Origin of the sequence: Streptomyces sp. NPDC052036, assembly GCF_040680495.1 — a bacterium.
GTDB lineage: Bacteria > Actinomycetota > Actinomycetes > Streptomycetales > Streptomycetaceae > Streptomyces.
In genome coordinates this window covers 455,489-479,771 of sequence record NZ_JBFAWW010000001.1, presented here as the reverse complement: position 1 = coordinate 479,771, position 24,283 = coordinate 455,489, and the positions used below count along the sequence as shown (strand labels likewise).

The following is a 24,283-nucleotide window of genomic DNA, read 5'->3' as shown; positions in this document are numbered from 1 at the left end:
GGGTGCTACTTCCTTCCTCGACCGGGCGGAGACCGGTCACCCCGTCGACGCGGCGCCGACGCTGTTCTTCAGTTCCAGCACGAGCTGGGGGCTGAGCGCGGCACCGGCACGGTTGGCGAACAGGGTCATCTCGTAGGCGATGTTGCCCAGCTTGGCCTCCTTGTCGGTGACGACGCCGAGCACGGCACCGCTGCCGATCGCCGAGACCAGCACATGGCCGCCCTCCAGATCGATGATGACCTTGTTGAGGCCGCCCAGGCCGTAGTTGCCGGAAGCGCCGGCGGCCAGGCTGGTGATGCCGGAGACGATGGCGGCGAGCCGCTCCGAGTCGGCGGGCTCGCGCAGTTCGGAGACGGCGATGAGCAGTCCGTCCGAGGACACCGCGATGGCGTCGACGACGCCCGCTGTCTCCGTGGCGAAACGGTTGAGCAGCCAGGTGAAGTCGGCTGCGGCGGCCTGGAGGTCGGCCGGCGTGGTGCCCTCTGCGGGGGTGTCACCTGTCGACGTGCTCACTGCTCCGCTCCTTCCGGGAGGTGGTTCTGGTCGTGCGGGTCGTGCGGGTCCTGCGAGTGGTGTGTGCGGTGCATGTCGTGTGTGCCGTACGAACGGCGCGGGGCGGGGCTGTCGCGGTGCGCGCGCTCCACCGCCGCGTCGAACTCCTCGACCGCGGCGCGTACGGCGTCCGCGTCGGCGGGCCGGGAGATCTGCCATGCCGCCCGCTCGGCGGCATCGGCGGTGCTCCGCAGCGTCGCACCCCGGACGCGACGGCGCAGCGGCCGGGACGTGCCCGGTTCCGGGTCCGGGCCGGGATCGCGGCGGGGGACCCTCCGGGGCAGGGACCCCGTCCCGTTCCCGGGGGCGGGCTCGGATCCCGTGGCCGCGGGGTCCCGGGCGATGGTGCCGGTCGCTCGCGCGGGCGTCATGTCCTTCGCCACGGCGGCCCGCGCGGGCACCGGCCCGGACACGGCGGACGCGGGTACCGGCGCGGAGGTGAGGGTCGCCGCGGCGCCGGCCGTCGGGGCGCTCACCGGACTCATCCTCAGTAGCAGCGACGAGGGGATCTCGACCGTCGCCGTGACACCACCGCCGGGGGTACGGGACAGCACGACCCCGACCTCCCAGCGGCGCGCCAGCGTACCCACGACGAACAGACCGAGCACCTTGGTCGGGACGACGTCCAGGCGCTCGCGGCGGACCAGCCGGGCGTTCTCCTCGGCCAGCCGCTCGGCGCTCATGCCCAGGCCGTGGTCGGCGACCGAGACCACCGCGCCCTCGGCGCCCTCGGCCACCATGACCTCGACGAAGCTGCCCGCGGGCGAGAACGAGACGGCGTTCTCCACGAGTTCGGCGACCATCAGGGTCAGATCGCCGATGATGTCGGGCTCCACCAGGACCTCGGTCCCGCCCCGCAGCAGCACCCGCTGGAAGCCCTCGATCTGGCCGAGAGCGGCCCGTACGACATTGGTGAGCGCGGTGGGGCCCGAGTCCAGGACCGTCTCGCGGATGCCGGCGAGCAGCATCAGGCTGTCGGCGTTGCGGCGCAGGCGCACGGCGATGTGGTCGATGGAGTAGAGGCGTTCCAGCAGCGCGGGATCGGTCTCGCCCCGCTCCACCGCGTCGATCAGGGACAGCTGGCGGGTCGTCAGATTGCTGACGCGGCGTCCGACGTTGCCGAACATCTCGGCGACGTTGCGGCGGCTGAGCACCTGGCGTTCCAGCAGCGCGGCGGCGGTGGTCTGCACATGGTTGAACGCCTCGGCCAGTTCGCCGATCTCGTCGCGCGCGGTGACGGGCATCTCCCGCAGCCGGGGCGGGCCGTCGTCCTCGGCGTCGTCGTCGGCCACGCGGGCGAGTTCGCGGCCTGCGACCTCCGCGACCTGCTGCGCGGCGGCGGTGAGGGCCTGCACCGGGCGGACCACCGAGCGGCGCACCGCCACGGAGAAAGCGATCCAGACGACGGCGCCGATCAGCGCGAGGTTGAGCAGCAGTCCCGCCCGCCACTGCGCCGTGTTCGAGGCGCCCTCGGCCCGGTCGGCGATCTGCTGGATCAGCGAGGCGGTGATCCTGAGCCGGCTGTCGGCCTGCTTCGGGAAGGCTGGGTAGTCGCTCAGCGCGTTCAGGAACGTCTGCCGGACCTGCGCCGTGGTGCCGGCCTGCAGCCCGCTGGGGTCGATCTGGAGCCCGGCGTACGCCTGCGTGATGTCCCGCTGGGCCGCGTTGTGTTCCATGCCGGACAGCTCGTCCGTCTGGTCATCGGCGGCGAACCGCCCGAAGCGGTCGGCCTGGTAGGTGTACAGCTCGTGGGAGCCGACCGCGCCCGTGAACTCGATGAGCGCGTTGGCGTCCCCGGTCGTCGCCGAGAACACGCCGGTCTCGAAGGCCGCGTGGGCGGCATCGGCGCGCAGCAGGGAGTCGAGCAGATTGCCGGTGAAGCTCGTCGCGAGATCCGCGTTGCGCTCCAGAGCGAGTCCGTCGATCAGGCCCTTGGCGGTGTTGGTGTAGGCCGGGTCGATGCTGTCGGCGGGCAGATAGCTCTGTTCGACGCGCTCACGCAGGCTGGCGAGGCCCTCGACCTGCTTCAGGGCCTGGTCCTCCGTCGCCGGCAGCCGGTCACCGAAGGTACTGCGCACGGTACGGATCTGGGCGTCGACGGCCCGCTGGGCGTCGCGGTAGCCGGACAGGGAGGGGGTGCCGCCGTCGAAGGTGGCCTCGTACCGTACGGAGAGCAGGACGGCCTGCTGGTGCTCTGCCTCCAGCCGGTCGACGAGCCGTGCGACCTGGGTGCTGTCCCGGACGAGCCGGGCCGCGGACTCGGCGCTGCTCGACTGCTGCAACAGGTCGGTGATGAGGTAGGCGAGCAGTACGGCGACCACCGCGAGCGGGACGCCGACGAGGACGTTGAGCTTGCGCCTGAACGGCCATCGGTCGGCGAAGCCGCTCAGGCCGGCCCGCGGCGACGACGGCGCCGGCCGGGCCGGCGCGTCCACCTCGTTCGTGGACACCAAGCCTCCTTCGAAGGCCGCTCAGGGCGCGCGAGGATTGCACAGGAAAGTGACACTGACCGGTCGACCCGGGTCACCATCGGAACCGGACGTGGTCGACACAGAACGGTATGCGGCGGCCTGGAACGCCGATGCCGGCCCGCACCACAGCCCGTCGCCGACGTCCGGAGACTACCGCCTCATCAGGCCACACATCCGATCGCCCTACGTCAAGAATCCATTACAAAGAGCGCCCGGTTCCGTTCCGGTCCGCGCGTCACTCCTTCACAACCGGTCATTCACAACTGGCTCTGCGTTGAAGTCAATCGTGACCAGAATGGACTTGACTGACCGAGAACCGGCTGGCTTGGATCGGTGGGTGCGGTGCCCGCATCTCCGCACAGCTCTGCCAAGCCCTGCCTCACCCTCCCCAGCCCGGAACGGGAATCGTGACTTCTACCGCGAACACCAGCACGTCCAGCAGGAGAATCCCCGGCGCGGCCGCTGTCGCCCTCGCCGCCACGGCGGCACTGCTCGCGGGGTGTTCCTCGTCCTCCGACACGTCCGACAACCCGCTCGGGGGCGGCCAGGCGGGCGGCGACAGCGTCGTCGTGGGCTCCAACAACTTCGCCGAGAGCATCCTGCTCGCCGACATCTACGGTGAGGCCCTCAAGGCCAAGGGTGTCAAGGTCAGCTACAAGCCCAACATCGGCAGCCGCGAGACCACCTACGGCCTGCTCAAGAACGGCTCCATCACGGTCCTGCCGGAGTACAACGGCGCCCTGCTGGCCTATCTCGACAAGAAGGCGGCCCCGAAGACGGTCGCCGCCACCACGGCCGCGATCAACGCCAAGCTCGACTCCAAGCTGACGCTGCTCGACCCGGCGCCCGCGCAGGACAAGGACTCCGTCACCGTCAACGCGGCCACCGCGCAGAAGTACCACCTCACCGGCAAGTCCGGCATCACGGACCTGAAGAGCATCGCCAAGGACCTGGTCATGGGCGCCTCGCCGGAGTTCCAGACCCGGCACCAGGGCCTGGCCGGCCTGAAGGACGTCTACGGGCTGGAGTTCAAGTCCTTCAAGGCGCTCGACGCGGGCGGCCCGCTGACCCAGGCCGCGCTGCAGAAGAACACCGTGCAGGCCGCGGACCTGTTCACCACGGACCCGACCATCTCCAAGGAGAAGTTCGTCGTCCTGCAGGACCCGGAGAACCTCTTCGGGTTCGAGAACGTACAGCCGCTGGTCTACAAGTCGGGTCTGTCCCAGAAGGGCGTCGAGGCGCTCAACGCGGTCTCGGCCAAGCTCGACACCGCGGCCCTGCTCGACCTGGACAGCCAGGTGCAGCTCGACAACAAGGACCCGCTCGACGTCGCCAAGGCCTGGCTGAAGTCGGCCGGCCTGGACTGACCCGTCCGCCGCGGACGGGCCGACGCGGACGCCCCCGCCCGGGGACACGGTCCCCCGCGTCCTCCTGGACGGCAGTTGCCTCGACGTCGGCGGGGCGGTCCGCCTCGCCGACGACACGGCCCGGCCCGCCGCGCCCGCGGCGGCGCCGCCGCGGGCGCGCCCGGCGGTCCGGACGCACGGCCCGGAAGAGGCGGTCGGCCCGCCTCCCGGGCCGCCCGCCAGACCCTGAGGGCGGTCGAAGCCTGTCGCACGTCCTGGCCTGCGAACTGGTGTCGCCGTGACGGCGGCCGCGGAACTCCTCGTCGGGCCCGCGGAGTTACAGCGGCCGCCGCGGAACTCACGGCTTCCGGGCGATCGCTCCGTACATCGCGATGTCCTCGTCCCGGATCCCCTGCTCGCCCGTGCCGTCAGGGTGCCACTTGTGCACCTGCACGATGCCGGGCTCCATCAACTCCAGTCCCTCGAAGAACTCATGGGCCTCGTCGATCGTCCGCAGCCGCATCGGCATGTTGCGCGCCGCGTACTCGCGCGCGACCCGCCCCACCTCCTGCGGCGCGAACTCGGCCGTGCCGATGGTCATCGCCAGACAGCTGCCGGACGGCAGCGGTTCCAGCAACCGCCGTACGATCCCCACCGCGTCGTCCTCGTCCAGCATGAAGTGGACGATGGCGATGACCGTGAGGGCGACCGGCCGGGTGAGGTCGAGGGTCTCGCGGAACTCCGGGGCCCCGAGGATCGTCTCCGGGTCGCGGAAGTCGGCCTCGACGTAGGCGGTCCTCCCCTCGGGCGTGCTGGCCAGCAGGCCCTGGGAGAGGGTGAGCACGATCGGGTCGTTGTCGACGTAGACCACCCGGGACTCGGGGGCCACCGACTGGGCGATCTCATGGAGGTTGGGGGAGGTGGGGATGCCGGTGCCGATGTCCAGGAACTGGCGCATCCCCTCCCGCTCGGCGAGCCGGCGCACCGCCCGGTTCATCCAGTCGCGGTTGGCCCGCATATGGACGGGCAGGGCGGGCCATTCCCGGGTCATGGCATCGCCCGCCTCCCGGTCGGCCGGGTAGTAGTCCTTACCGCCCAGGATGTAGTCGTAGATACGCGCCGAATGGGCGCTGTCGGTGTCGATGCGGTCGGCCGGCCATCCGTTGTCGGACAACGCTGCCTCCTGTGTCGGGGGTGGTGGGGGTCGGGGTGAAAGGCGCCGGGCGCGTGGGACGGCACACAGCTGCGTACAGCTGCTGCTGCACCTCACCACTCCTCGCGGATCGCGCCGAGGACGGCCTCGGTCTTCTTCGCGGGCGCGGCCTGCGCGCCCAGTCGGTCCAGGGCCTCGCGGTGGACGACGACATCGTCGGTCTTGTCGAGGTAGACCGCGCCCACGAGGCCGCTCAGATACACGATGTCCGGCAGCTCGGGCGCCCTGAACCGGAAGAGGTGGAACGCGCCGGAACGCAGGGCCGGATGCGGGCCGTTGCCGAACGGCATGATCTGCACGGTGACATGGGGGAGCGCGTTCATCGCGCTCAGACGGTCGATCTGACCGCGCATCACCTCCCTGCCGCCGACCGGCCAGCGCAACACCGTCTCGTCCAGCACGACCCATACGCGCGGCGGCGCGGGCCGCGCCAGCAGCTCCTGGCGCCGCATGCGCAGCGCCACCCGCCGCTCGGTCGCCTCGGCTGGGGCGTGCGGGTCGGCGGCGCTCAGCTGGGCACGCGCATAGTCCTCGGTCTGCAGCAGCTCGGGCACGAACTCCGGCTCGTACGCCCGGATCTGCAGTGCAGCCTGCTCCAGGCTCAGATACGCGTCGAACCAGTCCGGGAGCACATCGCGGTAGGTGTGCCACCAGCCGCGTTTGTTGGCCTCGCGGACCGACTTCAGGAAGGTGTCGATCTCCAGCCGGTCCGTGACGCCGTACGTCTGGAGCAGCTTCTCCGCGTCGGCGAGCCGCAGCCGCGCCACCTTGGCGGCCTCCATGCGGCGGATGGTGGAGTGGCTGACGCCGATCGCCTCGCCGGCCTGTTCGTAGCTCAGTCCGGCCCGGGTCCGCAGCTCCTCCAGCTGACGGCCGAGGATCATGCGCAGGACGGTGGGGGCACCGCCCCAGTCGGTCTCCGCCGTCATGCCTACCCCCTCGCACGGGATGCACGGCCGCCGTCCGTCACGATCGGCCGCCGACCGAAGCAGCATGCACCTCTTGAATTGCAATTTTCAACTTGTCGGTTGCGAGCCGCTGTTGGCGGATGCCAGAGTGTTCCTGTCGCCGGAAGCCGATGAACGAAGCGGCTGAGCAGCTCGGTTGGGGGAGACGGAGCTGTGCGTCGGTACACGCGGCGCGAGGGACACGGGGCACGCGTCCGGGTGTCCGGCGGCGGGGCACCGGCCAGGGTGCCCAGGCAGACGAAAGGCGTACGGCGATGGCTCCGCCCTCCCTCCCCCAGTCCTCCGCCCGCCTTCCCGCGGGCGCGTTCCCCCGTAGATCGGGTGTCTTCGACCTTCCGGCCGTCCCGTCCGCGGTCGGCGCGGCCCGCAGCAGTGTCCGCGGGCTGCTCCGCCGCTGGGGCACCGGCGCGGGCACGGGCGACAACGCCGTCCTCGTGGTCTCCGAACTCGTCACCAACGTGGTGCTGCACACCGCGAGCGAACGTGTCCTGTGCCGGGTGAGCACCGACGGCCACCGGCTGCGCGTCGAGGTCGAGGACCAGAGCCTCAGCGGCACCGTGCCCGCCCGGGGCTGCCCCGGCCCGGACGACCAGGGCGGCCGTGGGCTGGTCCTGGTCGGCGCGCTGAGCAGCGAGTGGGGTGTGCTTGACGCCCCGCACGGGTCCGGGCGCGTCGTCTGGGCCGAGCTGGCCCCGGAACCCGGCGAGGTGATCGCGACCGGCCCGCCGCCCGCCCCGCACTCTTAGGCCCGTCCCCCACCCGGCCGACCGAGCCGACGGGGCGCACCGGTGGGGAGAGGGGGAGTGCACCCGGCCCCCTCCACCCCGGCGCACGGCCCCGGAGGCGCATGAGCACCAAGGACTCCCCCCATGAATCGACTGCGCGTCTGCGACCCGCTGCCGCATCCGTCCCCCGACCGGCCGTCCGCCCCCGCCGGGCAGCTCGTCCTGCCCGATGACCTGGCCGCCACCCTGGGTCACGACGCCGTGGGCATCCCCCGGGAACACGGCGAGAAGATCATGAACTCGCTGCCCCGCGTCGGCTGTGTCTTCGCCGACGACCTGCGCTGGTGGTGGATCGTCCCGGCGGGCTCGGACATCGGGATCACCTGGCCGCCGTCGACGTCCTACGCGGTCGGCGCGCGCCTGGGGCCCTCCGCCGGCCCGGCGACGGACGCACCGCTCGCCGACCCCTCCTGGAGCGGCCCCCGGGCCGGCCGGCCGCTGCTGATCCACCACCCGGGCGATGACTCTCCGTACACACCGCCCATCCCCTTGTACTTCCTGGCCTGCCGCCTGACCGGCAGCGTTCCGCACTGGTTCCCGGGGGTCGGCGCCTGAGGCGGTTCCGGGCCTCAGGCGTCTCGCCCGGTCCCTCTCCGGATGACGTCCGGCCTCCCGTGGCGCATCCTTGCAGGGGCGCGATCGGGGTACCCGGATGCCCTGAGCTAGCGACGGGGGAGGTGGCCGGCGCCTCCCCCTCGAAACCGGGCGGTGTGTGGGCATGGCCGAGAACGAGACGAGCGGCAAGGGGGGAGTCTCCAGCGGCACGGTCTTCGGCGCGCCGTGCTGGGTCAGCCTGACCACGCGCGATGTCGAGACCACGGAGGAGTTCTACCGCGCCGTGTTCGGCTGGGAGTGGCGGCCGAACAGCCTCGGCGACCGGTTCAGGGTGGCGCTGGTGGACGGCGTGCCCGTCGCCGGGATCGCGGCCGTGGCCTCGATGTGGCAGATGGCGGTGTCCTGGACCGTGTACTTCGCGGTCCCGAGCGCCGACGACGTCGCGGCCCGCTGCCGCGAACGCGGCGGTACGACAGCCGTCGGCCCGCTCTCCCTGCCGCCCGGCCGGGCGGCCCTCCTCGCGGACCGCGACGGGGCCGTCTTCGGCATCTGGGAGGGCCGGCTCGTGACGGACTGGGAGCGGTGGCACGAGGCCGCCCCCACCTTCATACGGCTGCACACGCGCAACGCCTTCGACGCCGCCATCTTCTACGGGGAGGTCCTCGACTGGGCCACCGCGCGCCAGGGTTGCTGCGAGGTGCAGTACGACGGTGACGAGGTCGTGCTGCGCAGCGGGGGAGTGGTGGTGGCGCGGATCCACTCGGGGGCCGTGGAGTCGGCGCCGGACCCCACGATCCGCCCGCACTGGCAGGTGAACTTCGCGGTCGCCGACGTCGCCGCCTGTGTACGGACCGCCCGCACGCATGGCGGCGAGGTACTGCAGTGGGAGGCGGGCGCGGAGGAGGCGGTCCTGGCGGACCCGGACGGCGCCCGCTTCACGGTGACCTCCAAGCTCGAACGGTGAAGGGCTCAACTCGGAGCGGGAGCGCTCAAGCAGTCGGAGCGGGAGCGCTCGAGTGGTCGTCTCCGAGCGCATGCGCGGCGGTCGGGCCTGGCTCCCCGGGACCCCGACGGTGTGAACCGGCGGGGCCCCGTGGGGGGGGCTCAGGACGCGGCCGAGTCGGCGGTGGGGGACGCCGACCGATGGCGGCGCAGCAGGCGTCGGCGTGGCTCCTGGTCCGGCAGCCAGCCGAACGCCAGACAGCTGCCCGCCGCGCCCAGCAGCAGCCCGATCAGGAACCCGCCGAGGTTGGACGTGAGCCAGGTGCCGAGGGACACCAGGACGCCGATGAGCGAGTAGAAGAGCCGCTGCGCGGGGTTGAGGAGGAGCAGCAGTCCGCACAGCAGCATCACCGTCGGCAGCAGATAGCCCGCCAGACCCTGGATGCCGATGTGCATGACCACCTTCAACGGCGCCTTCTCGGTGAGAAGGATCTCCGCCCCGCCCAGCGCGAGCAGCACTCCGCCCCAGAAGGGGCGGTTCCCCCGCCAGCGCTGGAAGGCGGACCTCGCCCGGCCGGACATCAGCACCCCGAGTCGTGGAAGCTGAGGTGGAGGTTGGGCAGCGTGAACACACCGGCCGTGGTGGCGTAGTTGGTCTGCCGCAGGTTGTCGATGTGCACGGTGTCGGCCTGCTGACTGAAGACGCCCTTGGCGCCCTGCACCCCACCCTTGTCGAGGGTGCTCGCGTCGTTGCCGATCTCGATGCCGTGGAACTCGGCGTTGCCGGACATCGCGGTGGAATCGGTGGTCAGATCGGTGGCGATCACCTTGTCCTTGCCGTCGCCCGCGGTGATGTAGAGGTTGGTCCCGCCCAGGTCGACGCTCTGGCACAGCTTCGTGAGCTTCGCGTTCTTCACCACGGAGGTGACGACCAGCACCTGGCCGCCGGTGTCGCCGGCGTTCGGGCTGTCGTCCGCCATGTAGCGGAGGTTGCCGAACTGCTCGAAGCCGGTGCCGTCCAGGTCGGTGGCGGTGACCGTGAAGGGCATACCGGAGATCGCGAACTGCACACCCAGCGCGCCCTGGGCCGTCATGATCGCGAGCCCCGCGGCGAGCACGGTCGCAGGCACCGCCATCACCGCGGCGCGGCGCAGGCGGACCCGCCCGTGTCTTGCGGGCGACCCGGCGGCGGAACCGCTTTCCGGGTGGTCGGGAGTGGAATCGGGGGACGCCGTGGCATCCGAGGACGAGGCCATGTCTGCTCCTGGGCATAGGCAGTGCGGGGAAGGCTTCACCGGCGCGATGTCCTGGCGCGGACAGCGGCTGCCGCGCGACGCCTCCTCACACGTCCCGTCGCGTGCAAGGGCTTTCTCGTGGCGCGGCAGTTACCGACGAGGAAGTTACCCGGGGTTACATGAAGGGTCAAGGGAGTTGTGGCAGAAGGGTGCCGGTTGTGTGGCACCTGTGGGGGAGGGGTGTCGAGGGCCCGCTCCGGCCTACCTGTTCCCACCTGGCCTGTAGCCGCACCAGGCGTCAACTTCCGTACGTCCTCTTGACGTTGACGCTCCATCAGGTTTACAAATTCGACTGTTTCCCACGGGTCCGTGGCGCCGGATCCGTGGCACCGCGCATGTCGCTCTCCCGGCCCCGTCCGCCCGGAACGCCCGCGACACCCCCCTTCCGCGCGGTGCGACGCACGGATCCCTTCGCCTTCCGACGGCGATCCGCTCTTTCTTCCCCGTGACTCCGGCACGGCCGCTCACCCCTGCTGCGGTCCGTGCCGGTGGCCGACGGTCGCCGCCGGCCCGGCGCGTACGGAGAAGGCGTACCGGGCCGGCAGCGGCACCCATCACCCGCACAGCTCCCCGTTTCGGAGAAGAGGCACCCCCCATGCGTACGACTCGATCCCTCCTCGCCCTCACCGGCGCCGCCGCGGCGCTCGCCGTGGCCGCGGCCGCCCCCGCCTCCGCGGACAGCGCGGTGCTCACCGCCGGGGGCACCGCCGTCGCCGTCGGCGACGTGCTCAACGCCTCGCTGGCCGGCGGCACCACCGCCACGCTCTACTCCAGCGCCACCGGCACCAGCGGCGTCTCCTGCACCTCGTCCGCGTTCACCGCCACCGTCACCGACAACCCCGCCGCGCCCGGCACCGCCACGGAGTCGCTGAGCGGCCACACCTTCACCAGCAGCAGCTGCACCAGCAATGTCACCGGTGTCCTGGGTGTCACCAGCATCACGGTCGACAACCTGCCGTACACCACGGCGGTTGCCTCCGACGGTACGGTCGACGTCACCCCGGCCGCCGGCTCCACCATCCAGACCACGGTCAAGCTGCGCACCCTGCTCGGCTCGATCACCTGCGTCTACCAGGCCGCCGGCCTGACCGGCAAGACGGACAACGCCGACAACAGCCTCGCCTTCACCAACCAGCAGTTCACGAAGTCCTCGGGCTCGTCCCTGTGCTTCGCGAACGGCTACTTCACGGCGAAGTACGCCCCGGTCACCGACACCAGCCAGTCGGGGAGCCCGGCGGTCACCGTCAACTGACCGCTCGGAACTCCCGGACCGCCTCCGGTCCGTGCGGGACCGGAGGCGGTCCGTGCGGTCGTCTCACCCGCGTCGGCGGCGCAGCATCAGCGTGGCGCCCCCGGCGAGCGCCGCGAGCACCACGGCGCCACCGCCCGCGAGCAGCGGCATCGAGGGGCCGCCGCCTCCGTCACGGGGCACGGTGGCCGCCGCCGGAGCCCCGGACACGGTGGCCGCCGGTTCGTCGGGGGACGGCGCGGGCGCCCGGGACGTGCCGGGCGTGCCCGGCGTCCGGGACGGACTGGGTGTGCCGGGCGTGGCGGATGTGTGGGATGTGCCGGACGGGCCCTTCTTCTCTTCGGCCTTCGAGGCGCCCGCGGCGCCCGATGCCGGGAAGACCACGTCCGAGCACGAGTAGTAGGTGTCGGTCGTGCTCGTGTTCCGCCAGATCGTGTAGAGGACGTGGTGTCCCGAACGGTCCCCCGGGAGCGTCGCCTTGATCCGGTACCCGCCCTTCCGCAGCGGCGGGTCCTTGACCTCGGCGAACGGCTTGGCGGGGAGATCGGACCAGGCCATCGGCTTGGTGGGGTCGTACCCCTGCTTCGTCAGATACATCTCGAACGTGCCCGTGTGCGGGATCGTCGAGCTGTACGTCATCGTCAGTGCGGCTCCGGGCGTGAGCCGGGTCGAGGGCCAGTCGGCGCGTGCCAGGTCGAGGCCCCGGTAGGCGGGCAGTCCGCCGCTGCACAGCCGGCCGTCCGGGATCACCTGCCGGTCTCTGCCGTTCACATCCGCCACCCGCAGGTTGTCCCAGGCCGTGAACGGCGCGCCGTTCGCCGTGATCGCCGCCCGGCACGCGGCAGTGCTCTGCCGTCCGCCGCCCTCGGGCGAGCACGCGAAGACCCGGCTGACCGGGTCCGTGGGTGCGCCGTGGGCGAAGGCCGGGGTCGCCGGCAGCAGCGTGACCGCCACGGCGACGGCGGCCGCGGCGGCGGTGCGGGGTGCGGTCATCCGGTCTCTCCAGCGCATCGGGTCCGGCAGGTGCGTACGAAGAGGTACGGGGAAACGGCGACGCGCGTTCACCCCCGTTGCCGGCGCCCCGCCCGTGACGAGCGCCGGCCGGAGCGCCCGCACCGCGACCGGTCGGAGCCGGCCGACGGAGGCCGTAGCGTAGGGCCATGGGAACGGAGAGCGCCCCAGGGGCGGTCGAGGTGATATGTCCGGGCTGCGACTCGGCCGGGGCGCGGGCGGTACCGGAGGTCTGCGCCGACCAGGAGGCCCGGCGCGAGGGCCTGGCCGACCGGCTGGCGCGGTCGCCGGACGTGCCCTCGCGGTCCGACAGCCTGCTGCACTTCGCGGAGGGCATGCTGATGGCCGGAGTCGGCGTCGCCCTCGCCTACGAGGGCTTCCACGGCCACAAACCGCTCTACACCGCGGGCGGCACCCTGCTCGCCGTGCTGGTGTTCATCGGCACGGTCTTCGTGGTCCGGAGCGAGGCCCGCGAGCGGGCCCTCGTGGCGGCGGCCGCGCCCCACGCCGACATGTTGTGGCGATCGGCGTACTACTGCGCCGGATGCGCGTCGGTGTTCTGCCCCGGCGGCACTCCATGGCAGGGTCGGCTGACGCCGGAGCAGTTCAAGAAGCTGGTGTGGACCGAGGCCGGCTACGGACAGCAGCTCGAGGAACAGTTCGCGGACGTGAAGCTGCCGCCCGGCGTCCCGGCCGGCCCTGGAGGAAGCCCCGACCATGCCTGACGCTCCCGTCATCCTCGCCGACGATCCGGCCTCCTTCGCGCACGGTGTGCTCGCCGCGCGCCACCCCGCCCTCATCCGCGCGGTACGGGACGCCTTCCCCTACGGCCCCGGTCAGCGGCGGGCGCTCGACGCGCTGCTCACCAGCGCCACCGAGGGCGTCATCGAACCGCTCGGCACGGACGACGACGAGCACTGGATGGCCTGGGGCGCCCGCCGGTACCTCGGCCGCTCCTGGTTCGAGGTCCCCTTCCTGTGGTCCGAGAGCTACTTCTACCGCCAACTCCTCCAGGCCGTCGGCTACTTCGGCCCCGGCCCCTGGCAGGGCATCGACCCCTTCCGCCCCTTCAAGCTCGCCGAACTCGACGCACCGGAGACGGACGAGGAACTGGCGGCGCTCGACCGGCTGACGGGACGGCCCGAACAGGAGCAGGCCAGGGCCCTGCTCCACGGCTCGCTCTGGGGCAACCGCGCGGACCTCGGCTTCCGGCTCTCCGCACCCGGCGCCACCGCGGCGGTCTCGCAGCTCGTCGCCGACGACAGCGAGGCGCTCTGGTCGCTGCTGCCCGCCGACACCGTCTGCCTGGTCGCCGACAACGCGGGCCGGGAACTGATCCCGGACCTGCTGCTCCTCGATCATCTGCTGCGCCACGGGCAGGCCCGGCGGGCGCTGCTGCAGGTGAAGCCGTACCCCTACTACATCTCCGACGCCACGACGGCCGATGTCGTGGACGCGGTACGCCGGCTGACCGCCGCCCAGGGCGCGGCCGCCGACGCCGGGGAGCGGCTGTGGGCCGCGCTCGCCGACGGTCGTATCGAGGTCAGGGCGCACCCCTTCTCCTGCGCCCCGCTGCCGTACGCGGACATGCCGGAGGATCTGCGCATCCAGTTCGCCGCGGCGGACCTGACCGTCTTCAAGGGCGACCTCAACTACCGCCGCCTGGTGGGCGACCGGCTCTATCCTCCGACGACCTCGTTCGCGGACGTCACCGCCTACTTCCCCGGCCCCGTGGCGGCCCTGCGCACCCTGAAGTCCGACGTGATCGTCGGCCTGGACGCGGCCACGGAGGCCGCCCTGGTCGCCGCCGAAGGGCAGCGGTGGCGCACCAACGGCACACACGCCCTGGTCCAGGTCCGACCGTGACCGTCAAGTGAGCTGCAAAACAAGCGACTTGATGCCGTTGATGAAATTGGAGACGAGCCGCTCCGGCGGCGCGGCCAGGCGCGGCGCGGGCAGGGCGCGCAGCGCCTCCCCGTAGAGCACCCGCAACTGGAGCCGGGCGAAGTGCGCGCCCAGGCACACATGCGGACCGTCCCCGAAGGAGACGTGCGGGTTCGGCGTCCGGAACGGGTCGAGCCGGTCCGGCGCGGCGAAGACACGCTCGTCCCGGTTGGCGGAGGCGTGGAAGACGACCACCTTGTCGCCCGCGCGGATGCGCCGCCCGCCCAGTTCGGTGTCGCGGGCGGCGGTCCGCCGGAAACTGAGCACGGGCGGATGCCAGCGCAGCAGTTCCTCGACGGCGAGCGGCAGCCGGCCGGGGTGCTCCCGCACCGCGCCGTACGCCCCCGGATGCTCGGCCAGCGCCAGCAGTCCGCCGGGGGCCGCGGAGCGGACCGTGTCGTTGCCGGCGATGGTCAGCAGGAAGAAGAACATCTCCAGCTCGGGGCCGGTGAGTTCGGGGTCCGTGGCGAGCGTGGTCATGATGTCGTCGGCCGGGTGCTCCCGCTTGTGGGCGGCCAGCTCCTGCGCATACCCGAACATGTCCCGCAGGGCGGCCGGCGAGCGCGGATCCACGGGCCGGCCGCCGGCGTCGAGCCGTGCCTCGCCCGCCTCGTCCGGGTCCTGGTAGCCGATCACCCGCTGGGTCCAGCGCAGCAGCAGTCCCCGGTCGGACTCCGGCACCCCGAGCAGGTCGCCGAGGTTGCGGACGGCGTAGTCGTCGGTGACGGCGGCGACGACGTCACAGGTGCCGTCACCGGCCCGCGCCGCCTCCACCGCCCCGACGAACAGGGCCCGCGCCCGGGCCTGCGCGACCGTCGCGAAACGGTCGATGCGGCGCGGTGTGAACGCACGGCTCACCAGACGCCTCAACCGCCCCTGTGCGGGCGGATCCTGATTGAGCATCATCCGCCGGATGAACGGCAGATCCGCCGGATCGGGGTCACGGATCTGGGTGGCACCGAGATACGAGGAGTACGTCGCCGAGTCCTTCAGTACGCGCACCACATCCGCATGCCGGGTCACCGCCCAGAAGCCGGGCCCCGCCGGCCAGCCGAGCACCTCGGATTCCTCCTGCCAGGCGACGGGATGGTGGTCGCGCAGGATCCGGTACGCCGCGTGGGGCACCCCGTCGGTGTACCGCCGCGGGTCGAAGACATCGGGGACGGGCGGCGCCTGTCGTACGTTCACGCCGAGGTGTCCTCGGCCCGCAGGAAGTCCTCCACCGTGCGGATCAGATCGAGGGGCGCCTCGTCCATCGCGTAGTGGCCGGCCGACGGCAGTTCCACCAGTGAGCCGCCGGGATACCAGCGCAGCCAGGTCTCGCGCAGCAGCCCCGTCGTCAGCGCCGGGTCGAGCGCGCCCGTGACAGCCAGCGCGGGCACCGTCGCCCCCTTGACCTCGGAGTGGAAGTCCTCCCGGGCCCAGGAGTCCAGCCAGGCCCGGAACGCGGTCGCGTCGCTGTGCGCCAGCGACCGCGCGACCATACGGTCCAGCCAGGCGGCCGGGGCCCGGCCGCCGGTGGTGACATCGAGGATGACGCGCCGGTTCGCCGGCCGGTGGGCGGCCCCCGCGAACAGCCTCCACTGGTCAGCGGGCAGCGCCATCCCCGACGCCGGGACGGGCGAGACACCGACGATCCTGCGCAGACGGTCGGGGGCGAGCGCGAGCAGCCGCTGTGCGACCGCGCCGCCCATCGAGTGCCCGATCACCGAGAACCGGTTCCAGCCCAGCCGGTCCGCCAGCGCCAGGAGGTCGGCGGCGGCCTCGGCGGTGCCGAACGCGCCGGAGGCGTCCCGCGCCGCCCCGTACCCGCGCAGATCCACCAGGGCGTAGGTGAAGGCGGCGCGGTCGAGATCCGGCAGCACCGTCGCGTACGCGGACCGGTCGGCGAACCAGCCGTGCACCGCGAACACCTTGTGGGCGCCGTCGCCGTGCACTTCATGAGGCAGCACGAAGGAGGTCATGCGCTTACCGTGGCCCCGGGGAGAAGAGGCGGCAAGGGGGCGTGACGTCCCCGTGCGCCGGAATGCCCGCGGGGCCCGGGCCCTCGAAGGCGCCCGTGCTCCCGATTCACGCGATGGTGTGATCACATCCCGCCACACGGATGGCCCGCTGGGCCCCCGGGTAGTGCCGGGCCATGACGCAGCCGTTCCAACTCCCGCACTTCTACATGCCGTATCCCGCGCGGCTCAATCCGCATCTCGACGAGGCGAGGGCCCACTCCACGGAATGGGCCCGCGCCATGGGCATGCTGGAGGGCTCCGGCATCTGGGAGCAGACCGACCTCGAAGCGCACGACTACGGGCTGCTGTGCGCGTACACCCACCCCGACTGCGACGGCCCGGCCCTCTCCCTCATCACCGACTGGTACGTCTGGGTGTTCTTCTTCGACGACCACTTCCTGGAGGCCTACAAACGCACCCAGGACCGCGACGCCGGCAAGGCCCACCTGGACCGGCTGCCGCTGTTCATGCCCACGGACCCGGCGACCCCCGTACCCGAGCCGGAGAACCCCGTCGAGGCGGGACTCGCCGACCTGTGGGCGCGTACCGTGCCGTCCATGTCCCCGGACTGGCGGCGCCGGTTCGCGGTCGCGACCGAGCACCTGCTCAACGAGTCGCTGTGGGAGCTGTCCAACATCAACGAAGGACGGATCGCCAACCCCGTCGAGTACATCGAGATGCGCCGCAAGGTCGGCGGCGCGCCCTGGTCCGCGGGCCTGGTCGAGTTCGCTACCGCCGAAGTGCCCGCCGCCGTGGCCGAGTCACGCCCGCTGCGCGTGCTCATGGAGACCTTCTCCGACGGCGTCCATCTGCGCAACGACCTGTTCTCCTACCAGCGCGAGGTCGAGGAGGAGGGCGAACTCAGCAACGGCGTCCTCGTCCTGGAGACCTTCTTCGGCTGCACCACGCAGGAGGCGGCGGAGACCGTCAACGACATCCTCACCTCACGGCTGCACCAGTTCGAGCACACCGCGCTCACCGAGGTGCCCGCCCTCGCCCTGGACCAGGGACTCACCCCGGACGAGGTCGCCGCGATCGGCGCGTACGCGAAGGGACTTCAGGACTGGCAGTCCGGCGGCCACGAATGGCACATGAGGTCCAGCCGCTACATGAACAAGGAGGTCCGCACCGGGCAGCGCCCCGGACCGACCGGCCCCGGCATGTCCGCCGCCGACGTACGCGCCCTGCTCGCCGACGTGGGGGCGGCGAGGATGCGCGCCTACACCCATGTTCCCTTCCAGCGGGTGGGGCCCTCCCTGCTCCCCGACTTCCACATGCCCTACGAGCTGGAACTCAGCCCCCATCTGGACGGGGCCCGCAGCAGACTCACCCCCTGGGCGCACCGGACCGGCATCCTCCGGGAGGGCGTCTGGGACGAGGACAAACTCCTCGCCTACGACCTTCCGCTGTGCGCGGCCGGCCTGGACCCGGACGCGACCCCCGAGGCGTTGGACCTCAGCTCCCGGTGGCTCGCCTGGGGCACCTACGGCGACGACTACTACCCGCTGGTCTTCGGTCTCCGGCGCGACCTCGCGGCGGCGCGGGCGTGCACCGCGCGGCTGTCGTCGTGCATGCCGCTCGACGGGGAGGATCCCCCGGTGGCGGCGAGCGGCCTGGAGCGCGGTCTGATCGACCTGTGGGCGTGCACCACCGCCGGTATGACCCTCGACCAGCGAAGCACCCTGCGCGCCGCCGTGGACACGATGACCGAGAGCTGGCTGTGGGAGCTGTCCAACCAGCTTCAGAACCGCATCCCGGACCCCGTGGACTATCTGGAGATGCGCCGGGCGACCTTCGGCGCCGACCTCACCAAGAACCTGTGCCGTATGGGCCACGGCCCCGAGGTGCCGCCCGAGGTGTACCGCAGCGGCACGGTCCGCGCCCTGGAGAACGCGGCCATCGACTACGCGATGCTGATCAACGACGTCTTCTCGTACCAGAAGGAGATCCAGTACGAGGGCGAGATCCACAACGCCGTGCTCGTCGTGCAGAACTTCTTCGGCTGCGACTACCCGACGGCCGTGCGGATCGTGGGCGACCTGATGACCCAGCGCATGCGGCAGTTCCAGCATGTCGCCGAGCGCGAACTCACCGTCCTCTACGACGACTTCGACCTCTCGAAGAAGGCCAGGGCCGTCATGGACGGCTATGTCGTGGAACTGCAGAACTACATGTCAGGCATCCTGAACTGGCACCGCGGCTGCCGCCGTTACGGCGCCGCCGACCTGGCCCGGCGCATCCACGGCTTCGTCCCGGACCTGGCCTCGGCCGTCGGCCTGCGGCCCGAGCGGGTGCCCCGCTGACCACGTGCGTGCCGGGCAGAACCGAGGCGGTAGGAACGGGAGGCGATCCATGGACCAGGCCGCGTCGCGCCCCGACCCGGCGGCGGGCCGGAACACCGGCGAGGGGAGCCCGTCCGGCCCCGCAGGGCGTCCGCCCCCTGCCCGCCGGGGCGGAAGTCTGGTGCCCCTGCTGTGCGCCCTGGTCGTCGGGACGCTCATGGTGCTGTCCGGGGTGGGGCTCGGCACGGTGGGCGCCACGGTGACCGGCATGAGCCGGTTCGCACAGATGAAGCGGCATGCGGCGGCGTCCGGGCGGTTCACACCCTCGGCCGCCGGCGGCCGGTCGCGGGGCACTGGGCACGCCCCGGCGCACACCGCCTCCGCCGCGGCCCGCGGCGGAGGCCCCGCACCGGCGCCCTCCAGGGCCACGCTCGGCGTCGAGGCCGTCGACGCCGCGTCCGGCGGTGCCCTGCTGGTCGGCGTGCAGGTCCCGAGTGCCGGCCACTCGGCAGGGCTCGCGCGCGGCGATGTCCTGCTCGCCCTCGACGGGACGCGGCTGGGCTCGGCCGCCGACCTCGCGAGGGCGATCGCCGCCGTCCGCCCCGGCACCGCCGTCACCCTCACCGTCCGCCGTCCCGACGGCAGTCGTGCCCACCTGACCGCGACACCCGGCGTCCTCACCTGAGCCGTACCGCCGCCGCACGGCCGCCATGGTCGCAATGGGCTCGCATCCGCCCCGGGGGAAGGGCAGGATGCTGCCCGTAGACCCTGGGAGATCCGGACCCGCGGAGGACAAGGATGACCGGCACGCCCGCGCACCCCGACACAGACGGACCCGCGCCCTTCACCGCCGGCGACTACGCGGCCCGGATGCGGCGCGCCGCGCAGGCCGCCGACGCGGCCGGGCTCGCCGGGCTGCTGATCGCGCCCGGACCCGACCTGGTGTGGCTGACCGGGTACCGGCCGGTGGAGACCGAGCGCCTCACCCTGCTGGTGCTGCGGGCCGGACACGACCCCGTTCTCGTCGTGCCCACCCTGGAGGCGCCCGACGCGGCGGAGGCGGCCGGCGCGCCCGCGCTCACGTTGCGCGACTGGACCGACGGTCACGACCCGTACGAGGCCGCCGCGGGCCTGCTGCGACCCGACGGCCGCTACGGCATCAGCGACAACGCCTGGGCCCTGCATCTGCTCGGCCTGCGCGAGCGCCTCCCCGACGCCGGACACATCGCCCTCACCCGCGCCCTGCCGATGCTGCGGGCCGTCAAGGACGCCGCGGAACTCGACCGGCTGGCCGCCGCCGGGGCCGCCGCGGACGCGGCCTACGAGGAGATCCGGAAGGTCCCCTTCGCGGGACGCCGGGAGCGGGAGGTCGCCGCGGATCTCGCCGATCTGCTGCGGCAGTTCGGGCACACACAGGTCGACTTCACCATCGTCGCCTCCGGCCCCAACGGCGCCAACCCGCACCACGAGGCCGGCGAGCGCGTCATCGAGCGTAGCGACATGGTCGTCCTCGACTTCGGCGGCCTCAAGCACGGCTACGGCTCGGACACCTCCCGCACCGTCCACGTGGGCGAGCCGACCGACGAGGAGCGCACGGTGCACGACCTGGTGCGCGCGGCTCAGGAGGCGGGCTTCCGCGCGGTCCGGCCGGGTGCCGCCTGCCAGGACGTGGACCGTGCGGCCCGCGCGGTCATCGCCGACGCCGGGTACGGCGAGCACTTCATCCACCGCACCGGGCACGGCATCGGCGTCACCACCCACGAGCCGCCGTACATGATCGAGGGCGAGGAACAGCCCCTCGTCCCCGGCATGTGCTTCTCCGTGGAGCCCGGCATCTATCTGCCCGGCCGCTTCGGCGTCCGGATCGAGGACATCGTGACGGTGACCGAGAACGGCGGACGCCGCCTCAACGACACTCCCCGGGAGATGGCGTTGGTCGACTAACGGAAAGGGGCCGGCCGCCCCGGCACCAGGAGTCCCCAGCAAGCACGCCCCCGAGACGACAACGGCGCGATCATGACCCAGGCACCGACACCGACGGCGGAGACGGTCCGCCGACTGGTCCGCACCCTGCTCCCCGACCAGGGCGGACCGGAGGTGACACCCGCCGCGGAGGGCCCGGGACACTCCGCCTGGTGGGTCGGCACCCGCCATGTGCTGCGGCTGGCCACCGACCGCGACGCCTCCGCGCGCCAGCGGCGCGAACTGCGGGTGCGCGCCCTGGTGCGCCCGCACACCGGGGTCGCCGTGCCGACGAGTGTCGCGCACGGAGAGTGGGCCGCCGGCCTCGGCTACACCCTCGACACCCGGCTGCCCGGCACCACCGGCGAGGCACCGGACGTCTCCGCGCTCGGCGAGGCGGACCTCGCGACGCTGCTCACCGGGTTGCGCGAGGTACCCGTACGGCAGGCCGAGTCCCTCGGCGTGCCCCGGGTCGCGCCCCGCTCCCTGGAGGCGCTCCGGGCCGCCGCCGCGACCGCCGCCGACCGCCTCGCCGAGGACGACGAGTTCGACCCCGCGCGCCTCGCCCAGCTCACCGCGCCCGCCGGCCGCCAGCTGGTGCCCCAGCCCGGCGCCGCCGTCCTGGTCCACCACAACCTCAGCGGCGACCACCTCGTGGTGAGCGGCGAGGGGCGGGTGCGCGGTGTCCTCGGCTGGGCCGAGGCAGTCGTCGGCGACCCGGCCGAGGACATCGCCTCCCTGGCGGTCGCCGTCGGAGCGCCCGCGGCGGTGCGCGCCGCGACCCTCGCGGGCTACGGCGCCCGCCCCTGTCTGCGCGGTCTGTGGCTCGCCCGCTGCGACACGCTCACCCGTCTCGCCGACGGACTCCAGGGCCGCGACCGCACCTCGCCGCCGGTTCTGCGCGCACGGCTGCGACGCGCCTGGGAGGCGATCCTGCTGGAGCGGATCACCGAACTGCCGGACGACGACGCCCCGTAGGGACCCCGGGCGCCCGGCCGCCCGGCGCGCCCCCGGGGCCCCGACGCCTCGTCACCCCTGCGTCAGCACCACGCACGACTCGGCGGGCAGATGCAGCACCCCCTCCTCGTCCGGCGGCTGCACGGGCTCCCACGCGGCCAGTACGCGCGCGTGCGGCAGACCGAGATGGATCCGCGCGGGTTCCTCGGCGAGGTTCACGGCGACCCGTACATCGCCGCGACGGAAGGCGAACCAGCGGGCGTCCTCGTCGTAGGCGACCTTCACACCCTCCAGGTCGGGATCCATCAGATCGGACTGGGTGCGGCGCAGGGCGATCAGCTCGCGGTACCAGGCGAGCACGCGCGCGTGGGGCTCGCTCGCCGGCTCGGACCAGTCGAGGCAGGAGCGGTCGCGGGTCGCCGGGTCCTGGGGGTCCGGCACATCCTCCTCCGCCCAGCCATGGGCCGCGAACTCCCGGCGTCTGCCCTGCCGTACGGCCTTGGCCAGTCCGGGATCGGTGTGGTCGGTGAAGAACTGCCAGGGCGTCCCCGCGGCCCACTCCTCGCCCATGAACAGCATCGGGGTGAACGGGGCGGTGAGCACCAGCGCCGCCGCGCACGCCAGCAGCCCGGGGGAGAGGGACGCGGGGAGCCGGTCCCCGAGGGCGCGGTTGCCGATCTGGTCGTGGGTCTGGGCGTAGCCGAGCAGACGGTGGGCGGACAGCCGCGTACGGTCCAGCGGGCGTCCGTGCCGCCGGCCGCGGAACGTCGAGTAGGTGCCGTCGTGGAAGAAGCCGCTCGTCAGGGTCTTGGCGAGGGCCGCGAGGGGCGCCCGGGCGAAGTCCTCGTAGTAGCCCTGGGACTCACCGGTCAGCGCGGTGTGCAGCGCGTGATGGAAGTCGTCGTTCCACTGGGCGTGCAGCCCGAGCCCGTGCTCCCTGCGCGGGGTGATGACCCGGGGGTCGCCGAGGTCCGACTCGGCGACCAGGAACAGCGGCCGGCCGGTCTCGGCGGCCAGCGTGTCCACCTCCGACGACAGCTCCTCCAGGAAGTGCAGCGCGCGGGTGTCGTGGAGCGCGTGCACCGCGTCCAGGCGCAGCCCGTCGAGCCGGTAGTCGCGCAGCCAGGCCAGCGCGCTGCCGATCAGATACGCGCGCACCTCGTCCGAGCCCGGCGCGTCCAGGTTCACCGCGGCGCCCCAGGGCGTGTGATACGTCTCCGTGAAGTACGGCCCGAACGCGGGCAGGTGGTTGCCGGAGGGGCCGAGATGGTTGTGGACCACGTCCAGCACCACCCCGAGGCCGAGTTCATGGGCCCGGTCGACGAACCGTTTCAGCGCCTCGGGCCCGCCGTACGGCTCGTGCACCGCCCAGAGACTGACGCCCTCGTACCCCCAGCCGTGCCGGCCTGGGAACGGGCACAGCGGCAGCAACTCGACATGAGTGACGCCCAGTTCCACCAGGTGTTCCAGCCGCTGCGCCGCCGCGTCCAGCGTGCCCTCGCGGGTGTACGTCCCCACGTGCAGCTCGTACAGCACCGCTCCGGGCAGTCCGCGCCCCGCCCATCGGGTGCGCCAGTCGTACCGCCCCTGGTCGACCACCGCGCTCAGCCCGTCCGGGCCGTCCGGCTGGCGGCGCGACCGCGGATCGGGCAGCACCGGGCCGTCGTCCACCGCGAACCCGTACCGGGTGCCGTCCCCGGCCTCCGCCTCACCGGTCCACCACCCCGACCGCTCCGGATCGCGCGCCAACGCGCGCGTGACGTCACCGCAACGGAGCGTCACCCGGGCTGCCTGTGGTGCCCACACCTCGAACCGCACGGACGGTTCCCCCTCGTCTGCTCATCGTGATGTAGCGCGTCCATCGTGCTTCATACGAGATCAATCGGCCGCCGGATCCGCCCTTTTGACACGCCCGAAGGACCCCCACGGCGTCGGCGGTCGTTTTGTCGTCTCCTGGACAGTGCGGACCGACTGACCGACAATCACCTCCGTGACGTCGTCCTTCGAGTTCCACACGTACCCGGCGCGGCTGTCGGACGCCGAACGCGACAGGGCGCTGAAGGTGCTCAGCGACGGCGTCGCCCTGGGACGTCTGTCGCACGACACGTTCATGCGGCGGATGGAGCTGGCGCTGGTCGCCCGGGAGCCGCGGGAACTGGCCGCGCTCACGGCCGACCTGACCTCCGAGAAGCACTGGTCGCGACATGTCTTCGGGGCCGTCGAGGCGGTCTCCGGCTTCACCGTGCGGCTGCGCCGGGCCTGGCAGGCCGAGCGGCTGCCGAAGCTGCTGCTGCCCCAGCCGGGCAACCCCTATCCGCTGCGGATCGGCCGTGACCCCGCGAGCGGCCTCCGGCTCAGCCATGAGACGGTCTCCCGAGTGCACGCCGAACTCCGGCACCAGGGCGGGCTGTGGGTGCTGCGCGACCTCGGCTCGACCAATGGCACCTCCGTCAACGGCCGCCGGGTGATCGGCGCCGCGGTCGTCCGGGACGGCGACCAGGTGAGCTTCGGATCGATGACCTTCCGCCTGGCCGCGCAGTAGCCGGCCACCGTGCCGCACCGGAGCGCGCCCCGCCGGGCCCCGTTCCGCCGTCGGAGTGCCCTCCCCGCGCCCCGCCCCGCGCGCGTACCCGCCGCGGTGTTGACGTAGCTCCCGGGCCGTGACTGACTGTGCGTACGCCGTGTACATCAGGTGAACCGACGGCACCACACAGTGGAGGTGTGCCCTGTCGCCCCTCCTCCGCTATC

Annotated in this window: 22 protein-coding genes; 12 read left to right on the top strand and 10 right to left on the bottom strand. The window is 72.5% G+C overall.

The features are described from left to right. Positions 1-36: 36 nt before the first annotated feature. Together AB0L95_RS02325 and AB0L95_RS02320 are read right to left on the bottom strand one after the other, a co-directional pair. Positions 37-513 (bottom strand): roadblock/LC7 domain-containing protein, encoded by a 477-nt coding sequence (locus tag AB0L95_RS02325; protein WP_365155556.1) that lies wholly within the window; start codon positions 511-513, stop codon positions 37-39. After that, on the bottom strand, positions 510-3,002 hold the full coding sequence (locus tag AB0L95_RS02320; protein WP_365155553.1) for an ATP-binding protein: 2,493 nt from the start codon (positions 3,000-3,002) through the stop codon (positions 510-512). Before AB0L95_RS02320 ends, AB0L95_RS02325 begins: the two co-directional genes overlap by 4 nt. Before the next feature lie 428 nt (positions 3,003-3,430). Here AB0L95_RS02320 and AB0L95_RS02315 point away from each other — a divergent pair, with 428 nt between their 5' ends. Then, on the top strand, positions 3,431-4,390 hold the full coding sequence (locus AB0L95_RS02315) for an ABC transporter substrate-binding protein (RefSeq protein WP_365155550.1): 960 nt from the start codon (positions 3,431-3,433) through the stop codon (positions 4,388-4,390). Between the two features lie 337 nt (positions 4,391-4,727). On the opposite strand, the gene AB0L95_RS02310 is transcribed toward AB0L95_RS02315, so the two are convergent. Together AB0L95_RS02310 and AB0L95_RS02305 are read right to left on the bottom strand one after the other, a co-directional pair. Next, positions 4,728-5,543, bottom strand: a complete 816-nt coding sequence (locus AB0L95_RS02310) for an SAM-dependent methyltransferase (protein ID WP_365155547.1) — start codon at positions 5,541-5,543, stop codon at positions 4,728-4,730. A gap of 92 nt (positions 5,544-5,635) precedes the next feature. After that, positions 5,636-6,511, bottom strand: coding sequence for a helix-turn-helix transcriptional regulator (locus tag AB0L95_RS02305; RefSeq protein ID WP_365155544.1), 876 nt, complete (start codon positions 6,509-6,511; stop codon positions 5,636-5,638). Between the two features lie 293 nt (positions 6,512-6,804). Here AB0L95_RS02305 and AB0L95_RS02300 point away from each other — a divergent pair, with 293 nt between their 5' ends. The 3 genes from AB0L95_RS02300 to AB0L95_RS02290 all read left to right on the top strand — a co-directional run bounded on the left by AB0L95_RS02300 (position 6,805) and on the right by AB0L95_RS02290 (position 8,854). Further along, positions 6,805-7,296, top strand: coding sequence for an ATP-binding protein (locus AB0L95_RS02300; RefSeq protein ID WP_365155541.1), 492 nt, complete (start codon positions 6,805-6,807; stop codon positions 7,294-7,296). Positions 7,297-7,419: 123 nt separating this feature from the next. Beyond that, the gene (locus tag AB0L95_RS02295) at positions 7,420-7,890 is read left to right on the top strand and encodes a hypothetical protein (RefSeq protein ID WP_365155538.1); all 471 of its coding nucleotides are present in this window, start codon (positions 7,420-7,422) and stop codon (positions 7,888-7,890) included. Positions 7,891-8,053: 163 nt separating this feature from the next. After that, the gene (locus AB0L95_RS02290; RefSeq protein ID WP_365155535.1) at positions 8,054-8,854 is read left to right on the top strand and encodes a VOC family protein; all 801 of its coding nucleotides are present in this window, start codon (positions 8,054-8,056) and stop codon (positions 8,852-8,854) included. A 140-nt stretch (positions 8,855-8,994) separates the two neighbouring features. Here AB0L95_RS02290 and AB0L95_RS02285 read toward each other — a convergent pair whose 3' ends face one another. After that, on the bottom strand, positions 8,995-9,414 hold the full coding sequence (locus AB0L95_RS02285; RefSeq protein WP_365155533.1) for a DUF6114 domain-containing protein: 420 nt from the start codon (positions 9,412-9,414) through the stop codon (positions 8,995-8,997). Beyond that, positions 9,414-10,088, bottom strand: coding sequence for a DUF6230 family protein (locus AB0L95_RS02280; protein WP_365155530.1), 675 nt, complete (start codon positions 10,086-10,088; stop codon positions 9,414-9,416). The genes AB0L95_RS02285 and AB0L95_RS02280 overlap by 1 nt, the downstream gene beginning before the upstream one ends. 634 nt (positions 10,089-10,722) lie before the next feature. On the opposite strand from AB0L95_RS02280, the gene AB0L95_RS02275 reads away from it, so the two are divergent. Continuing rightward, positions 10,723-11,379, top strand: coding sequence for a Tat pathway signal sequence domain protein (locus AB0L95_RS02275; protein WP_365155527.1), 657 nt, complete (start codon positions 10,723-10,725; stop codon positions 11,377-11,379). A gap of 63 nt (positions 11,380-11,442) precedes the next feature. On the opposite strand, the gene AB0L95_RS02270 is transcribed toward AB0L95_RS02275, so the two are convergent. Then, on the bottom strand, positions 11,443-12,369 hold the full coding sequence (locus tag AB0L95_RS02270) for a lytic polysaccharide monooxygenase (RefSeq protein ID WP_365155525.1): 927 nt from the start codon (positions 12,367-12,369) through the stop codon (positions 11,443-11,445). A 167-nt stretch (positions 12,370-12,536) separates the two neighbouring features. Here AB0L95_RS02270 and AB0L95_RS02265 point away from each other — a divergent pair, with 167 nt between their 5' ends. Together AB0L95_RS02265 and AB0L95_RS02260 are read left to right on the top strand one after the other, a co-directional pair. Continuing rightward, positions 12,537-13,112, top strand: a complete 576-nt coding sequence (locus AB0L95_RS02265; RefSeq protein ID WP_365155522.1) for a hypothetical protein — start codon at positions 12,537-12,539, stop codon at positions 13,110-13,112. Beyond that, complete coding sequence (locus tag AB0L95_RS02260; RefSeq protein WP_365155519.1) at positions 13,105-14,253, top strand: damage-control phosphatase ARMT1 family protein; 1,149 nt, start codon at positions 13,105-13,107, stop codon at positions 14,251-14,253. The genes AB0L95_RS02265 and AB0L95_RS02260 overlap by 8 nt, the downstream gene beginning before the upstream one ends. Positions 14,254-14,256: 3 nt before the next feature. Here the strand turns inward: AB0L95_RS02260 and AB0L95_RS02255 are convergent, their stop codons facing one another. After that, complete coding sequence (locus tag AB0L95_RS02255) at positions 14,257-15,519, bottom strand: cytochrome P450 (protein ID WP_365155516.1); 1,263 nt, start codon at positions 15,517-15,519, stop codon at positions 14,257-14,259. After that, positions 15,516-16,295 carry an alpha/beta hydrolase gene (locus AB0L95_RS02250; protein WP_365155513.1) on the bottom strand — a complete coding sequence of 260 codons (780 nt, stop codon included), beginning with the start codon at positions 16,293-16,295 and terminating at the stop codon, positions 15,516-15,518. The genes AB0L95_RS02255 and AB0L95_RS02250 overlap by 4 nt, the downstream gene beginning before the upstream one ends. Positions 16,296-16,468: 173 nt before the next feature. Here AB0L95_RS02250 and cyc2 point away from each other — a divergent pair, with 173 nt between their 5' ends. From cyc2 to AB0L95_RS02230, 4 genes are all read left to right on the top strand, one after another. After that, positions 16,469-18,637: a germacradienol/geosmin synthase Cyc2 gene (gene cyc2 / locus AB0L95_RS02245; protein ID WP_365155510.1), complete on the top strand. Its 2,169-nt coding sequence runs from the start codon at positions 16,469-16,471 to the stop codon at positions 18,635-18,637. A gap of 49 nt (positions 18,638-18,686) precedes the next feature. Continuing rightward, positions 18,687-19,301, top strand: a complete 615-nt coding sequence (locus AB0L95_RS02240) for a PDZ domain-containing protein (RefSeq protein WP_365155508.1) — start codon at positions 18,687-18,689, stop codon at positions 19,299-19,301. 113 nt (positions 19,302-19,414) lie between these two features. Then, positions 19,415-20,560: an aminopeptidase P family protein gene (locus tag AB0L95_RS02235; RefSeq protein WP_365155505.1), complete on the top strand. Its 1,146-nt coding sequence runs from the start codon at positions 19,415-19,417 to the stop codon at positions 20,558-20,560. Positions 20,561-20,632: 72 nt separating this feature from the next. Continuing rightward, positions 20,633-21,556 carry an aminoglycoside phosphotransferase family protein gene (locus AB0L95_RS02230; RefSeq protein ID WP_365155502.1) on the top strand — a complete coding sequence of 308 codons (924 nt, stop codon included), beginning with the start codon at positions 20,633-20,635 and terminating at the stop codon, positions 21,554-21,556. A 51-nt stretch (positions 21,557-21,607) separates the two neighbouring features. Here the strand turns inward: AB0L95_RS02230 and treZ are convergent, their stop codons facing one another. Beyond that, complete coding sequence (gene treZ / locus AB0L95_RS02225; RefSeq protein ID WP_365155499.1) at positions 21,608-23,353, bottom strand: malto-oligosyltrehalose trehalohydrolase; 1,746 nt, start codon at positions 23,351-23,353, stop codon at positions 21,608-21,610. 172 nt (positions 23,354-23,525) lie between these two features. Here treZ and AB0L95_RS02220 point away from each other — a divergent pair, with 172 nt between their 5' ends. After that, positions 23,526-24,077 carry a DUF1707 and FHA domain-containing protein gene (locus AB0L95_RS02220; protein WP_365155496.1) on the top strand — a complete coding sequence of 184 codons (552 nt, stop codon included), beginning with the start codon at positions 23,526-23,528 and terminating at the stop codon, positions 24,075-24,077. Positions 24,078-24,283 lie beyond the last annotated feature (206 nt).